Origin of the sequence: Mycobacterium sp. 852014-50255_SCH5639931 (genome assembly GCF_001665605.1) — a bacterium.
Lineage (GTDB): Bacteria > Actinomycetota > Actinomycetes > Mycobacteriales > Mycobacteriaceae > Mycobacterium > Mycobacterium paraffinicum.
Map to the genome: position 1 here is coordinate 213,318 of NZ_LZSV01000034.1, position 14,895 is coordinate 228,212.

Annotated in this window: 11 protein-coding genes and 1 riboswitch; of the genes, 5 read left to right on the forward strand and 6 right to left on the reverse strand. The window is 67.8% G+C overall.

Annotated elements, in window-relative coordinates:
* Nucleotides 1-5 precede the first annotated feature (5 nt).
* Complete coding sequence (locus A5758_RS20655; protein WP_067743796.1) at nt 6-632, reverse strand: GNAT family N-acetyltransferase; 627 nt, start codon at nt 630-632, stop codon at nt 6-8.
* A 295-nt stretch (nt 633-927) separates the two neighbouring features.
* On the opposite strand from A5758_RS20655, the gene A5758_RS20660 reads away from it, so the two are divergent.
* From A5758_RS20660 to A5758_RS20680, 5 genes are all read left to right on the forward strand, one after another.
* Nucleotides 928-2,292, forward strand: a complete 1,365-nt coding sequence (locus tag A5758_RS20660) for a hemolysin family protein (protein WP_067743799.1) — start codon at nt 928-930, stop codon at nt 2,290-2,292.
* Nucleotides 2,289-3,329, forward strand: a complete 1,041-nt coding sequence (locus tag A5758_RS20665; RefSeq protein ID WP_067743802.1) for a hemolysin family protein — start codon at nt 2,289-2,291, stop codon at nt 3,327-3,329. The genes A5758_RS20660 and A5758_RS20665 overlap by 4 nt, the downstream gene beginning before the upstream one ends.
* Nucleotides 3,330-3,609: 280 nt before the next feature.
* Nucleotides 3,610-5,805 carry a malate synthase G gene (locus tag A5758_RS20670; RefSeq protein WP_067743805.1) on the forward strand — a complete coding sequence of 732 codons (2,196 nt, stop codon included), beginning with the start codon at nt 3,610-3,612 and terminating at the stop codon, nt 5,803-5,805.
* A 108-nt stretch (nt 5,806-5,913) separates the two neighbouring features.
* Nucleotides 5,914-7,941, forward strand: coding sequence for a substrate-binding domain-containing protein (locus A5758_RS20675; RefSeq protein WP_067743808.1), 2,028 nt, complete (start codon nt 5,914-5,916; stop codon nt 7,939-7,941).
* A gap of 99 nt (nt 7,942-8,040) precedes the next feature.
* Nucleotides 8,041-8,913: a haloalkane dehalogenase gene (locus A5758_RS20680; protein WP_067743811.1), complete on the forward strand. Its 873-nt coding sequence runs from the start codon at nt 8,041-8,043 to the stop codon at nt 8,911-8,913.
* Between the two features lie 22 nt (nt 8,914-8,935).
* On the opposite strand, the gene gcvP is transcribed toward A5758_RS20680, so the two are convergent.
* The 5 genes from gcvP to garA all read right to left on the reverse strand — a co-directional run bounded on the left by gcvP (nt 8,936) and on the right by garA (nt 14,795).
* Nucleotides 8,936-11,770, reverse strand: a complete 2,835-nt coding sequence (gcvP, locus tag A5758_RS20685; RefSeq protein WP_067743814.1) for an aminomethyl-transferring glycine dehydrogenase — start codon at nt 11,768-11,770, stop codon at nt 8,936-8,938.
* 180 nt (nt 11,771-11,950) lie between these two features.
* Nucleotides 11,951-12,048: riboswitch (glycine riboswitch) on the reverse strand.
* A gap of 36 nt (nt 12,049-12,084) precedes the next feature.
* On the reverse strand, nt 12,085-12,690 hold the full coding sequence (locus tag A5758_RS20690) for a MerR family transcriptional regulator (RefSeq protein WP_067210125.1): 606 nt from the start codon (nt 12,688-12,690) through the stop codon (nt 12,085-12,087).
* Between the two features lie 282 nt (nt 12,691-12,972).
* Entirely contained in the window at nt 12,973-13,467 is a 495-nt protein-coding gene (locus A5758_RS20695) for a bifunctional nuclease family protein (RefSeq protein ID WP_046184273.1), read from the reverse strand.
* 105 nt (nt 13,468-13,572) lie between these two features.
* Nucleotides 13,573-14,334 (reverse strand): MerR family transcriptional regulator, encoded by a 762-nt coding sequence (locus A5758_RS20700; RefSeq protein WP_067743817.1) that lies wholly within the window; start codon nt 14,332-14,334, stop codon nt 13,573-13,575.
* Entirely contained in the window at nt 14,334-14,795 is a 462-nt protein-coding gene (gene garA / locus A5758_RS20705) for a glycogen accumulation regulator GarA (RefSeq protein ID WP_276042445.1), read from the reverse strand. Before garA ends, A5758_RS20700 begins: the two co-directional genes overlap by 1 nt.
* Between the last annotated feature and the right edge of the window lie 100 nt (nt 14,796-14,895).

The following is a 14,895-nucleotide window of genomic DNA, read 5'->3' on the forward strand; positions in this document are numbered from 1 at the left end:
GAGGGCTATGCGTGGATGCTCGGGCGCTGCAGCGCGTAAAGCGACATCCGCCGGTTTCTGGCGTCGTGCTCCCCGAGGAAGGTGCATCCGGCGTTCTCGCACAGCCGGCGCGCCGCGGTGTTGCGGTGATCGGGGTCGAACATGATGCGCCGGCAGCGGGGCTCTATGGAAAAGGCGCTGGCCACGATGCGGGGCAACAGCATCGGGCCCAGCCCCCGGTTCACCAGGTCCGGGTCGGCGATGGCGGCGTGCAGCCCCAGGTCATAAGCCTCGGCCTCGTAGTAATGTGAGATCGAATCCTTTGCGCCCCAATATAACTCGAGATAGGCGCAATCCTTTCCGCGGATGCTTCCGAGCAGCGGTAGCGAATACGTTCCGTCGAGCTGTGCGCCGAGATGCCGCTCCCACCGCGGCGTCGGCCAGTCGTATTCCCAGGCCGCCGCCAGGTGCGGGCGGTTCATCCACTCCGACACCATGCCGGCATCCCCGCGTCGAGCGACCCGCAGCGCGAACGGCGGCTCCAGGGCCGGGACCGGCGGCGGGCCTATGCGCGCGATCTCGTCGGCGATGTCGAAGCGCTCGCGCGGAAGTACTTGCGCGGATTGGGTTTCGGGAGGGGCCTCGGACGCCATGGTGCGCACAGCCTACCGAGTAAGGTTAGGCAACCCATAGTCAGGTCCCGTGGTGGCGAAGTGCGCCGACGAAAACGGTGGTTGACCGGACGTGGGACGGACCGGGCTACCATAAGTCAGCAAAGACGGAGGCGACCGCGTCCGCACCGGATTCAGGCAGCGAAGGGATCGACGTGCCGCAGGCACCCGTGCAGGCCATGGGATTTCGGGTGCGGCAGCCGTCGGACGAGCCGCCCGATGCGGAGCCTTCCCCGTCGAGTCCCACTAGGCAATCGGCCAACGGGCGGCGTGACCCATGAACGTCACCGTCGCCGTCCTCAGCGTCGTGGCCATTGCGGTGCTCATCTTCGGCAACGCGATCTTCGTCGCCGCCGAGTTCTCGCTCACCACGCTGGACCGCAGCGCCGTGGAGGCCAACGCCCGCGGCGGCGGACGCCGCGACCGGGCGATCCGGCGCGCCCACCACAAGTTGTCGTTCCAGCTATCCGGCGCTCAATTGGGCATCTCTGCCACCACATTGGCGGCCGGCTATCTGACCGATCCAATGCTGGCCGACTTGCCGCACCCGTGGTTTGACGCGATCGGGATATCCGACCGGGTGGCCGACGCGATCATGGCGTTCCTGGTGTTGGTCATCGTCACCTCGGTATCGATGGTGTTCGGCGAACTGGTCCCGAAATACCTGGCCGTCGCCCGACCGCTGTCCACGGCGCGGGCCGTGGTGGGCGTCCAGCTGCTGTTCTCACTGTTTTTCACCCCGGCGATCCGGCTCACGAACGGCGCGGCGAACTGGATCGTGCGCCAGTTGGGTATCGAGCCGGCCGAAGAGCTGCGGTCGGCGCGGTCGCCGCAGGAGCTGCTGTCGCTGGTGCGTTCTTCGGCACGCAGCGGCTCCCTGGATGCGGCCACCGCGTCGCTGGTGCGGCGCTCCCTGCAATTCGGCACCCGGACCGCCGAGGAATTGATGACGCCCAGGTCGAAGATCGTGGCGCTGCAGACCGACGACACGGTCGCCGACCTGGTGGCCGCGGCGGCGGAGTCGGGATACTCGCGCTTCCCGATCGTCGACGGCGACCTCGACGAAACCGTCGGCATCGTGCACGTCAAACAGGTGCTGGCCATCCCGGCGGCCGAGCGGGCGGGCACGCCCCTGATCACGGTGGCACAGCCCGTTCCCGTGGTGCCGTCGACGCTGGACGGCGACGCCGTCATGGGCGAGATCCGCGCCAACAGCCTGCAGACCGCGATGGTCGTCGACGAATACGGCGGCACGGCGGGCATGGTGACGGTCGAGGACCTGATCGAAGAGATCGTCGGCGACGTCCGCGACGAGCACGACGACGCCACCCCGGACGTGGTGGCGGCCGGGACCGGTTGGCGCGTCTCGGGCCTGCTGCGCATCGATGAGGTGGCCGCCGCGACCGGCTTCCGCGCGCCCGAGGGACCCTACGAGACCATCGGCGGACTGGCGTTGCGTGAATTCGGCCACATCCCGGTGGCCGGTGAAACGGTCAAGTTGCCGGCCCTGGACGCCGACGGGTTGCTGGACACATCGCTGCGCTGGCAAGCGACCGTCATCCGGATGGAGGGGCGCCGGATCGACCTGCTCGAGTTGATCGAGCTGCGTGGCGACAGCCCGGCGGCAGGGGGCTCCCGATGAACAACACCCTGGGCGTGTTCCTGGCGATGCTGCTGATCGGCGTCAACGCCTTCTTCGTCGGGGCGGAATTCTCGTTGATCTCGGCGCGGCGCGACCGCCTCGAAGCGCTGGCCGAACAGGGCAAGGCCCGGGCGGTCACGGTGATGCGCGCCGGAGAGCAGCTGCCGGCCATGCTGGCCGGGGCGCAGCTCGGAGTCACGGCCGCCTCGCTGCTGCTCGGGCGGATCGGCGAGTCGGCGGTCGCCGACCTGCTGCGCACGGCGCTGGGCCTGACCACCATTCACCCAACGCTGCTGCACACGCTGTCGTTCGCGATCGCGTTGGCGATCGTGGTGACGCTGCATGTGCTGCTGGGCGAGATGGTGCCCAAGAACATCGCGTTGGCCGGTCCCGAGCGCACGGCGATGCTGCTGGTGCCGCCCTACCTGGTCTATGTGCGAGCCGCGCGGCCGTTCATCGTGTTCTACAACAAGTGCGCCAGCGTGGTGGTGCGCGCACTGGGCGTGGAACCCAAGGAAGAGCTCGAAATCACCGTCTCCCCCATCGAATTGAGCGAGATGATCGCCGAATCGCGATCCGAAGGGCTGCTGGACCGCGAGGAGCACACCAGGCTGACCCGGGCGCTGCAAATCGGCACCCGCGTCGTTGGCGACGTGGCGGTCCCGCTGGCCGATGTCCACGCGGTGCGAGTGGCCGCGGCGGGCACCGGCCCGACGGTCGGCGCCGTCGAAGAGGCCCTGGCCCAGACCGGCTACTCGCGGTTCCCGGTGGCCAACGTCAACGGCGAATTCATCGGCTACCTGCACATCAAGGACATGCTCACGCTCGGTGACGACCCACGGACGGTGATTGACCTGGCGATGGTGCGGCCGCTGCCGCGGCTGCCCAAGTCGCTGCCGCTGGCCGACGCTTTGTCGCGGATGCGCCGCAGCAACAGCCATCTCGCGCTGGTGACCGGCGCGAGCGGCGACGTGGTCGCGATGGTGGCCATGGAAGACCTGGTTGAAGACCTCGTCGGCACAATGCGCGACGTATAGGGGTACTGGTCGCGGAGTGGGGCCGTAGCGAGCCCGTATGATTTTCAACGGCTACCAGTCAAGAAAGTGCTGGCGGGCGCAGGATGCCAGGCGCAGAGATGCGTTGCTGGAATTCGACCCCCGGGCTCGCCGCAGCGGCATGGTTAGAGCTGTCAGCGCGGCCTGACCTGGTGTGGCAGGTTTGGGCGGATACGCTCACCAGGCTGCTGCTCGGTACGCTGAAGACATTGCCACTCCGAGCCAATGGCGGCTTGGTGAGGCTTCATTATGGAGGAGAAACATGACTGATCGCGTGTCGGCGGGGAACCTGCGCGTCGCCCGAGTGCTCTACGACTTCGTGAACAACGAGGCCCTGCCCGGCACCGACATCGACCCGGACAGCTTCTGGGCCGGAGTCGACAAAGTCGTCACCGACCTCTCGCCGAAGAACCGGGATCTGTTGAACCGCCGCGATGAGCTGCAGGCACAGATCGACAAGTGGCACCGCCAACGCGTGATCGAGCGGTTCGACGTCGAGGCGTACCGCCAGTTCATTACCGAAATCGGTTACCTGCTGCCCGAACCCGAGGATTTCACGATCACGACGTCCGGCGTCGACGACGAGATCACCACGACCGCGGGACCGCAGCTGGTGGTGCCGGTGCTCAACGCCCGGTTCGCGCTCAACGCCGCGAACGCGCGCTGGGGCTCGCTCTACGACGCCCTGTACGGCACCGACGTCATCCCCGAGAGCGACGGTGCCGAAAAGGGCACCAGCTACAACAAGATTCGCGGCGACAAGGTCATCGCCTATGCGCGCAACTTCCTCGACCAGGCGGTGCCGCTGGAATCCGGGTCCTGGGCCGACGCGACGGGACTGTCCGTCGAGGACGGCCAGCTGAAGGTCGCGACCGCCGACGGATCCGTCGGCCTGGCCAGCCCGGAGAAGTTCGCCGGCTACACCGGCGAGCTCGGCTCCCCCAACTGGTCGGTGCTCCTGGTGAACCACGGCCTGCACATCGAAATCCTCGTGGACCCCGAGTCGCCGATCGGCAAGACCGACCGCGCCGGCATCAAGGACGTGGTCCTGGAATCGGCCGTCACCACGATCATGGACTTCGAGGACTCGGTGGCCGCCGTCGATGCCGACGACAAGGTGCTCGGTTACCGCAACTGGCTGGGGCTGAACAAGGGCGACCTGTCCGAGGAGGTCGCCAAGGGCGGCAAGACCTTCACCCGTGTGCTGAACCAGGACCGCACCTACACCACGCCCGACGGCGAGGGCGAGCTGACGCTGCCGGGCCGCAGCCTGTTGTTCGTCCGCAACGTCGGCCACCTGATGACCAACGACGCCATCGTCGACGCCGACGGCAACGAGGTGTTCGAGGGCATCATGGACGCGCTGTTCACCGGCCTGACCGCGATCCACGGGCTCAAGACCGGTGACGCGAACGGCCCGCTGGCCAACAGCCGCACCGGGTCCATCTACATCGTCAAGCCCAAGATGCACGGACCCGACGAGGTCGCGTTCACCTGCGAGCTGTTCAGCCGCGTCGAGGACGTCCTGGGCCTGCCGCAGGCCACCCTCAAGGTCGGCATCATGGACGAGGAGCGGCGCACCACCGTCAACCTCAAGGCGTGCATCAAGGCCGCGGCCGACCGGGTGGTGTTCATCAACACCGGCTTCCTGGACCGCACCGGCGACGAGATCCACACGTCGATGGAGGCCGGTCCGATGATCCGCAAGGGTGCGATGAAGAACACCACGTGGATCAAGGCCTACGAGGACGCCAACGTCGACATCGGCCTGGCCGCCGGCTTCAAGGGCAAGGCGCAGATCGGCAAGGGCATGTGGGCGATGACCGAACTGATGGCCGACATGGTCGAGCAGAAGATCGGCCAACCCAAGGCGGGCGCGACCACCGCGTGGGTGCCCTCGCCGACGGCCGCCACACTGCACGCGATGCACTACCACTACGTCGATGTGGGTGCCGTGCAGGAGGAGCTGGCGGGCCACAAGCGCACCAAAATCGACGAGTTGTTGACCATCCCGCTGGCCAAAGAACTGGCCTGGGCCCCCGAGGAGATCCGCGAGGAGGTCGACAACAACTGCCAGTCCATCCTCGGCTACGTGGTGCGCTGGGTCGCCCAGGGTGTCGGCTGCTCGAAGGTGCCCGACATTCACGACGTGGCGCTCATGGAAGACCGTGCCACGCTGCGGATTTCGAGCCAGCTGCTGGCGAACTGGCTGCGTCACGGGGTGATCACCGAGGAGGACGTGCGGGCCAGCCTGGAGCGGATGGCGCCGCTGGTGGACGCGCAGAACGCCAAGGACGCGGCGTACCTGCCGATGGCGCCCAACTTCGATGACAGCATTGCGTTCCTGGCCGCCCAGGACCTGATCCTGACCGGGACGCAGCAGCCCAACGGCTACACCGAGCCGATCCTGCATCGCCGCCGGCGCGAAGTTAAGGCCCGCGCGGCGCAATCAAATTGAGCTCGTGCCTTAATCGGGCTCACGGAGCATCGGTGCCGTTGACGACTAAGATCAGCGGCGGGTTCACAACAAGTCGGATGGATCGACGGAAAGGCGACGGACACCGCTATGGGTAGGCACAGTTTGCCCGACCCTGGGGACTCCGTCGACGAGCCATACGAAAGCGGCGACACCGACGACCGTCACCGGGACGCCGTCAGCGAGGACTACGCCGACGAGGGTGACTATCCGGTCGAGGACGACTTCGACGCCGAGGAAGACCCCTACGCCGCCGAGGAAGCGTTCGAGGCCGGCACCGCCGACGACTACCCGGAGTTCCCGCCGCGGCAGCCCGGGCCGCCGAGCGCGGAGCCACCGGCCTCGTCGCCGTCGCTGTTCGGCCGCGGCCACCGCGGCCTCGGCGATTGGCGGGGCGGCCATCGCAGCGAGGGCGGCCGCCGCGGAGTCAGCATCGGCGTCATCGTGGCCCTCGTCGCCGTCGTCGTGGTGGTGGGCAGCGTGATCCTGTGGAGCTTCTTCGGTGACGCGTTATCCAACCGCTCGCACAAGGCCGCCGGGCGCTGCGTGGGCGGTAAGGAGACGGTCGCCGTCGTCGCCGACCCGTCGATCGCCGACTCGGTGCAGCAGTTCGCGGAGACCTACAACTCCTCGGCCGGCCCCATCGGCGACCACTGCGTGGAGGTCAGCGTCAAACCGGCCGGCTCCGACGCGGTGCTGAACGGCTTCATCGGCAAGTGGCCCGCCGAGCTGGGCGGGCAGCCGGCGTTATGGATTCCGGGCAGCTCGGTCTCCGCCGCGCGGCTGGCCGGGGCCACGGCGCAGAAGACGATCACCGACAGCCGCTCGCTGGTGACGTCGCCCGTGGTGCTCGCCGTCCGGCCGGAACTGCAGCAAGCCCTGGCCAGCCAGAACTGGGGGGCGCTGCCCGGGCTGCAGACCAACCCGAACGGCTTGGCCGGCGTGAACCTGCCGGCCTGGGGGTCGCTGCGGCTGGCCCTGCCGATGAATGGCAACGGCGACGCGGCGTTCTTGGCCGGAGAAGCGGTGGCGGCCGCGTCGACACCTCCCGGCGCGCCGGCGACCCAGGGCACCGGAGCGGTGCGCGCCTTGCTGAGCGCGCAACCCAAACTGGCAGACAACTCGCTGACGGAGGCAATGAACGCGCTGCTCAAGCCCGGTGACGCGGCGACCGCGCCGGTGCATGCGGTGATCACCACCGAGCAGCAGCTGTTCCAGCGTGGCCAATCGTTGCCAAACGCGAAGGGCACGTTGGCTTCCTGGCTACCGTCCGGGCCGGTGCCGGTCGCCGACTACCCCACAGTTCTGCTCAGCGGCTCGTGGCTGACGCGGGACCAGACCTCGGCGGCCAGCGAGTTCGCCCGCTTCATGCACAAGCCCGACCAACTCGCCAAGCTGGCCAAGGCCGGCTTCCGGGTCAACGGAGTCAACCCGCCGAGCAGCCCGGTCACCACGTTCCCGGCGCTGCCGGCGACGGTGTCGGTGGGTGACGACGCGATGCGCGCGACGCTGGCCGAGGCGATGGCCAGCCCGTCGAGCGGGCTGGCCGCGACCATCATGCTCGACCAGTCGATGCCCGGCCAGGAGGGCGGGAAGTCCCGCCTGGCGAACGTCATCGCCGCACTGCAGGACAAGATCAGGGCGCTGCCACCCACCTCAGTGGTGGGGCTGTGGACGTTCGACGGCCACGAGGGACGGTCGGAGGTGCCCGGCGGGCCGCTGGGCGACCCGGTGAACGGCCAGCCGCGTTCGGCGGCGCTGACCGCAGCGTTGGACAAGCAGTACTCGTCGCCCGGCGGCGCCGTGTCGTTCACCACGCTGCGCATGATCTACCAAGAGCTGCAGGCCAATTACCACCCGGGCCAGACCAACTCGATATTGGTCATTACGGCGGGTCCCCACACCGACCAGAGCCTGGACGGTCCCGGATTGCAGGATTTCATCCGCAAGAGCGCGGACCCGGCCAAGCCCATCGCGGTCAACGTCATCGACTTCGGCGGCGACCCGGACCGCGCGACGTGGGAAGCGGTCGCCCAGCTCAGCGGTGGTGGCTACCAGAACCTCGCCACATCGGCGTCCCCGGACCTCGCCGCGGCCATGAACGCCTTCTTGAGCTGACGCGCTGGCCTTCGGCCGGTACTAGTAGGCGACCGCCCGCACCGGCTCGGTGTTGTCACACTCCGGGCCTAGCATCATGAGCGCTACCGAAGGAGCGCCATGAGCATCGACTTCACGCCGGACCCCCAGCTCTATCCGTTCCAGTCGCGCTGGTTCGACAGCTCGCAGGGGCGCATGCACTACATCGACGAAGGCCCCGCCGGTTTCGAAGGCCCGCCGATCCTGCTGTGCCACGGCAACCCGACCTGGAGCTTCCTCTATCGCAACATCGTCATCGCGCTACGCGACAGATTCCGCTGCATCGCACCGGATTACCTCGGGTTCGGGCTATCGGACCGGCCCGCGGCGTTCGGATACACCATCGAGGAGCACGCCCGGGTGGTCGGCGAGTTCGTCGACTACCTCGGCCTCGAGAACTTCCTGACGATGGGCCAGGACTGGGGTGGGCCCATCAGCATGGCGGTCGCGGTGGAGCGCGCCGAGCGGGTGCGCGGCGTCATCCTGGGCAACACATTGTTCTGGCCGACCGACGAATTCACGACCAAGATGTTCAGCCGGGTGATGTCCAGTCCGCCGCTGCAATACGCGATCCTGCGCCGCAATTTCTTCGTCGAGCGTCTCATCCCCGCCGGGACCGAGCACCGCCCGAGCGACACGGTGATGCAGCACTACCGGGCGGTGCAACCCGGCCCCGAGGCCCGCAAAGGCGTCGCCGAGATGCCCAAGCAGATCCTGGCCGCCGGCCCCCTGCTGACGCGGCTCGCCCGGGAAGTGCCGGCCAAGCTGGGCGCCAAACCCGCCTTATTCGTTTGGGGCATGAAGGACTTCGCGTTCCGGCCCGGCCCCACCCTCCCGCGCATGCGCGCGGCCTTTCCCGACCACGTCCTCGTCGAACTGCCCAATGCCAAGCACTTCATCCAGGAGGATGCACCGGATCAGATCGCCGAGGCGATCATCGAACGCTTCGGCTGACCTGCCCCGCGACTCCGAGCCACTAAGCGAACGCCTCCACCGGCGGGCACGAGCAAACGAGGTGGCGGTCGCCGTAGGCGCCGTCGATGCGCCGCACCGGCGGCCACACCTTCGGCCGGAAGTTCTTCCCGAGCGGATAGGCGGCCTCCTCCCGCGTGTACTGGTGCTGCCAGTCGGCGACCAACAGGCACTCGGCGGTGTGCGGCGCGCCCCGCAGCGGATTGTCGTCAACGGACCACTCCCCCGCACCCACCCGGTCGATCTCCCCGCGGATGGCGATCATGGCTTCGCAGAAGGCGTCGACCTCGGTCAGGCTCTCGCTCTCGGTGGGCTCCACCATGAGCGTGCCGGCCACCGGGAAGCTCATCGTCGGCGCGTGAAAACCGTAGTCGGCCAAGCGCTTTGCGACATCGTCGACGGTGACTCCGGTCGACTTGGTGATCGGCCGCAGATCCAGGATGCACTCGTGGGCGACCATGCCGTTCTCGCCGGTGTAGAGCACCGGGAAGTACTCGTCGAGCCGGCGGGCGATGTAGTTGGCCGACGCGATCGCGGTCAGCGACGCCGCACGCAGGCCCTCGGCGCCCATCATCCTGATGTAGGCCCAGCTGATCGGCAGGATCGAGGCCGACCCGTAGGGTGCCGACGACACCGGATGACCTTCGGGCAACTCCGGGGCATGCGGGTGCCCGGGCAGGAACGGGGCCAGGTGCGAACGCACCGCCACGGGTCCCACCCCCGGTCCCCCCCCCCCATGCGGAATGCAGAACGTCTTGTGCAGGTTCAGGTGGCTGACGTCGCCGCCGAACTTCCCCGGCCGGGCCAGGCCGACGAGCGCGTTGAGGTTGGCGCCGTCGACATACACCTGGCCGCCGGCGTCGTGGACGGCTGCGCAGATCTCGGTGATGTCGTGTTCGTAGACGCCGTGGGTGGACGGATAGGTGATCATCAGCGTCGACAACTCGTCGCCGTGCTCGGCGACCTTGGCGCGCAGGTCGTCGAGGTCGACGTCCCCGTTGTCGTGGCAGGCCACCACCACCACCCGCATGCCGGCCAACGCCGCCGACGCCGCGTTGGTGCCGTGCGCGCTGGACGGGATCAGGCAGATGTTGCGGTGGGGTTCGCCCCGGCTGGCGTGGTAGTCGTGGATGGCCAGCAGCCCGGCGTACTCGCCCTGCGAGCCGGCGTTGGGCTGCAGCGAGACGGCGTCGTAACCGGTGATCTGCACCAGCCAGCTCTCCAGGTCACTGATGAGCCGGCGCAGGCCGGGGGTGTCCGACGCCGGGGCGAACGGATGCTGACGTGCGAATTCCGGCCAGGTGATCGGTTCCATCTCCGCGGCGGCGTTGAGCTTCATCGTGCACGAGCCGAGGGGAATCATGCTGCGGTCCAAGGCGATATCCTTGTCCGCCAGCGTGCGCAGGTAGCGCATCATCGCCGTTTCGGTCCGATACTGCGTGAACGCGGGATGGGAAAGGAATTCCGAGGTGCGGGTCGCGATGTCCTTGATATCACTGGTGACGGGCTCGGCCGCCGAGCTGGCGAAGGCTTCCAGAATCGCCGCCACGTGCGCGTCCGTGGTGGCCTCGTCGCAGGCGACCGACACGTGGTCGGCGTCGACGCGCCACACGTTGACGCCGTTCGCCTTGGCCGCGGCCACCACCTCGTCGGCACGTCCCGGAACCCGCGCCAGCACGGTGTCGAAGAACGCGTCGTGCACCAAGGCATCGCCCAGTGCGGCGGCGATCGCCTCGGCGTGGGCGTGCACGCGGCGCGCGATCTGCACCAGCCCGTCGGCCCCGTGGTAGCTGGCGTACATCGCGGCCATCACCGCCAGCAGCACCTGCGCCGTGCAGATGTTGCTGGTCGCCTTGTCTCGGCGGATGTGCTGCTCGCGCGTCTGCAGGGCCAGCCGGTAGGCCGGGGACCCGTCGGCGTCCAGTGACACACCGACCAGCCGGCCAGGCAGCTGGCGGGCGTGCTTGGAGTGCACCGACAGGTATCCGGCGTGCGGGCCGCCGAATCCCATTGGCACACCGAATCGTTGGGTCGTTCCGAACGCGACGTCGGCACCGATGTCGCCGGGTGGGGTGATCAGTGTGCACGCCAGCAGGTCGGCGCCGACGGCGACCAGCGCGCCACGTTCGTGGGCCTGCTCCACCAGGGCCGCCCAGTCGGTGATGCGGCCGCTGGCGCCGGGCAGCTGGGTGATGACGCCGAAGAACTCGCCCGCGGGCAGGCCCTCGCGCAGGTCGGCGGTGACGATCTCGATGCCCAACGGGTGGGCCCGCGTCGCCAACACGGCAGCGGTCTGGGCGAACAGGTCGGCGTCGACGGCCAGGCGGTTCGACGTGCCGCGGGTCGCGCGGTGCATCAGCGTCATGGCCTCGGCGGCCGCGGTGCCCTCATCGAGCATCGAGGCGTTGGCGACTTCCAGTCCGGTCAGGTCGGCAACCATCGTCTGGAAATTCAGCAGCGCCTCCAGCCGGCCCTGGCTGATCTCGGGCTGGTACGGCGTGTAGGCGGTGTACCAGGCCGGGTTCTCCAGCACGTTGCGCAGCAGCACCGGCGGGGTGAGCGTGTCGTAATAGCCCTGCCCGATCATCGAGACGGCCACGGTGTTGGCCTCGGCGAGCGCCCGCAGCTCCGCCAGCGCCTCGGTCTCGGTGACGGCTGGGGGCAATTCGTCCAGACCGGGTGCCGCACCGCTGCCGGTGAGCTTGTCGAGGATGCCCGCCGGGACGGCCTTGGCGGCCAGCTCGTCGAGCGAGTCGACTCCGACGACGGCCAGCATGGCCGCGACGGCCTGGGCGTCCGGGCCGATGTGGCGGGCGGCGAAGGATGTTTGCTCGGGCACTGGCGAAACTCCTGGTGGCAGAGACGAAGCGTGCAAAGGGAGAGGACGAGCGGTCCTCTCCCTCTGTCTTCACCCGTGCGCCGGGCGCCTGAGAGATTCGGCGCCCGCTGATGTCTGAGCGCCTTTCCCCATCGGCGGGTGCCGACCGCGAGGGGTCAGCACCGCTTTCCAGAGGCATCGTTAACTCGGGCGGTCCGGGTGCCTGAGAGGTTAGCGGAGAGGTGTTGCTCCTTCGGCGTCCGTGGCTGGCCGTCACGGAACTCTCCCGCACGAGTGCGATGCGGAGCCCAGTTTACCCGGTAGAGCGAGTGCGCTTAACCGATCTTGCGGTCGCGCGTCTTGCGCCGGGACGCCAGCTCGTCTTCCGGGGCGGCGATCGACTCGCCCCCGTCGGCCCGCTCACCGGGGAAGTCGGCGATCACGCCGGTCAGCTCGCGCATTGCGCCCGACACGGCGATGCCGAACACGCCCTGCCCGCCCTGCAGCAGGTCGACAACCTCTTCGGCCGAGGTGCATTCGTAAACCGTGGTGCCGTCGGAGAACAACGTGATGTTGGCCAGATCTTGCACGCCGCGCTGACGCAGATGATCGACGGCGACCCGGATGTTGTGCAGCGAGATCCCGGTGTCGAGCAGCCGCTTGACGATCTTGAGAACCAGGATGTCCTTGAACGAGTAGAGCCGCTGGCTGCCCGAACCCGCCGCGCTGCGGATCGACGGCACCACCAATGACGTGCGCGCCCAGTAGTCCAGCTGGCGGTAGGTGATTCCGGCGATCTGGCAGGCGCTCGGGCCGCGGTACCCGACCAGCTCGTCCGGCACGGAGTCGTCAGGGAACAGTCCGGGCTGCACGGGCGCTTCCGGTGCGGCGGTCGGGTGGTCAGCTAAGTCCAGCTGTTCTTGGCGTGGCTGCTCGCTCACGGTGCTTCCTCTCGCCGATCGAGCTTTCGTTTCCAGCTGCGTCACTGGCTGCGTCGCAGCCACGTTTGCTCAGGCCCGAGTGCTAGAGAGCTTACGCTGTTCGATAGCTACCGCGCCCTTAAGTCGTGATCAAAGTATGGCTGCCGCCGGGCTAAGTGAGGGCGCTATCCGCCAGGCGTGTCGACATCCCGTGTTAGTTGAGATCCACCCGTGATGTCGGTGTCCAGGGTAGTACCCGGCCGACGCGCCGCGCCAAGCCGCTCGGACGGTCCCTAAGCCCGTCTAAGTGGCCTTGAAATCGTCCGGAGACACGCTGTCGAGAAACTCCTTGAACTTCTCCACCTCGTCCTCGCGGACGGCGGTGCCCCCCTCTTCGTCGGTCTCGTCGGGGATGAGCAGGCCGGCCTGGGCCAGTACGGCCTCCTCGACGTAGATCGGAACACCGACGCGCAGCGCTATCGCCACCGAATCCGATGGCCGGGCCGAAACGGTGATGTTGCGGTCGAAGACCAGATCGGCGTAAAAGGTGCCCTCTTGCAGATCGACGATCCGCACCTCTTTCAGCGAATGACCAAGCGCGGCAATGACATCCCTGATCAGATCGTGGGTCAGGGGGCGGGGAGGCTCGACGCCTTGCTGCTCGAGGGCGATGGCGGCAGCCTCCGATTGACCGATCCAGATCGGCAGGTATCGGTCGCCGTCGGTCTCGCGCAGTAACAGGACCGGCTGGTTCTGCGGCTGCTCAACGCGAATGCCGACAACACGAACTTCACCCATTTGTGTCTGCCCTCCGCATATGCCGCCGTGTCGGTTCTTGACGCAACGACGACGCCGGATCGTCGCTATGCCGCTGAAAACCAAGCTATCGACGAAGTCTAGTCCTCAGCGATGCAGAACGTCGCGAACGGCAGATTTGATCAACGACGTGTGCAAGGTGATGGCGAGGGCCGCCACCTCACGCGCCAGGTCGTCGGCGCGATCGCGGGCGCCGGCCTTGTCGGCTTTGACTAGCGGCCCGGCGATTTGGGCGATCAGATCGGATTGCCGGTCGGCTGCCGAGCGGAAAGCACGCAGATGCCGCGGCTCCACACCATATTCCGACAACGCTCGCGCGCATTGCAGGATGACCACGGCGTGTTCGTCGAAGAAGCCGCCCGGGCCGGTGGTGATCACGCCCGCCTTGAGGAGCGCCGTCAACAGGTCGTCGGCCACCCCGGAGCGCTCCAGCAGATCTTCACGACTCAGCCGGATGCTCGACTGCGCCACCGCGGCCGCGTCGGAACCGGTCCCGGAGCCCGGCTCGGCACCGACCTCCCCGACTCCCGCCACCGACACCAGACGTGGCCCGGCGTAGGGCGAGCCGAAGGGCGGCAGTTCCCCGTCGGGTTGCGCGTCCAACTGCGACCGGATGACCTTGAGCGGTAAGTAGTGATCGCGCTGCGCGGTCAGGATGAACCTCAACCGGGCGCAGTCGTATGCGGTAAATCTCCGATAGCCCGACGCGGCGCGCTGCGGCGTCACCAGTCCTTCGGCCTCCAGAAAGCGAATCTTGGAGATCGTGACATCGGGAAAGTCCGGCCTCAACAGTTCCAGGACCGCCCCAATCGACATCCCGGCCAGTGCCGGGCTATCGGGTGCGCTCACTAGCCTCCGGATCCTCCGTCCTCACCCTGCTTGGGCCCGGTCAAAAACACCAAGCGGAACTTGCCGATCTGTACCTCGTCGCCGTTGGCGAGCACCGCCGAGTCGACGGGCTCCCGGTTGACGTACGTGCCATTCAGGCTACCGACATCGACCACGCTGAATTCGTTGTTTTCCAACCTGAATTCGGCGTGGCGGCGACTGACGGTGACGTCGTCCAGAAAGATGTCGCTGTCGGGGTGCCGACCGGCGGAGGTGATGGGCTGGTCGAGCAAGAAGCGCGACCCCGCATTAGGCCCCCGTTTGACGACCAGCAGCGCGGAGCCTGCCGGGAGGCCTTCCACCCCGGAGACCGCGCTCTCGGTGCCCGCCTGCGCGGGAGCGTCCAGTTCGTTGAGGAAGTCGGCACGAAAGACGGAAGTCGTCTCCACCGTGACTTCGTCTGAGGTCTGGTCGTTGTCCATATCCGTCACGCGCTGCTCCTCACTGGCCGCTGTGGCGTTGTCTGACCGGGCCGCTCGGCCGGCTGCTCACTGGGTTTTCTCGCCCGGTACTGCCGATTAC

Coding starts and splice junctions, on each gene's coding strand:
- A5758_RS20655 (WP_067743796.1), bottom strand. CDS start 632: ATGGCGTCCGAGGCCCCTCCCGAAACCCAATCCGCGCAAGTACTTCCG.
- A5758_RS20665 (WP_067743802.1), top strand. CDS start 2,289: ATGAACAACACCCTGGGCGTGTTCCTGGCGATGCTGCTGATCGGCGTC.
- A5758_RS20695 (WP_046184273.1), bottom strand. CDS start 13,467: ATGGGTGAAGTTCGTGTTGTCGGCATTCGCGTTGAGCAGCCGCAGAAC.
- A5758_RS20680 (WP_067743811.1), top strand. CDS start 8,041: ATGAGCATCGACTTCACGCCGGACCCCCAGCTCTATCCGTTCCAGTCG.
- garA (WP_276042445.1), bottom strand. CDS start 14,795: ATGGACAACGACCAGACCTCAGACGAAGTCACGGTGGAGACGACTTCC.
- A5758_RS20675 (WP_067743808.1), top strand. CDS start 5,914: ATGGGTAGGCACAGTTTGCCCGACCCTGGGGACTCCGTCGACGAGCCA.
- A5758_RS20660 (WP_067743799.1), top strand. CDS start 928: ATGAACGTCACCGTCGCCGTCCTCAGCGTCGTGGCCATTGCGGTGCTC.
- A5758_RS20670 (WP_067743805.1), top strand. CDS start 3,610: ATGACTGATCGCGTGTCGGCGGGGAACCTGCGCGTCGCCCGAGTGCTC.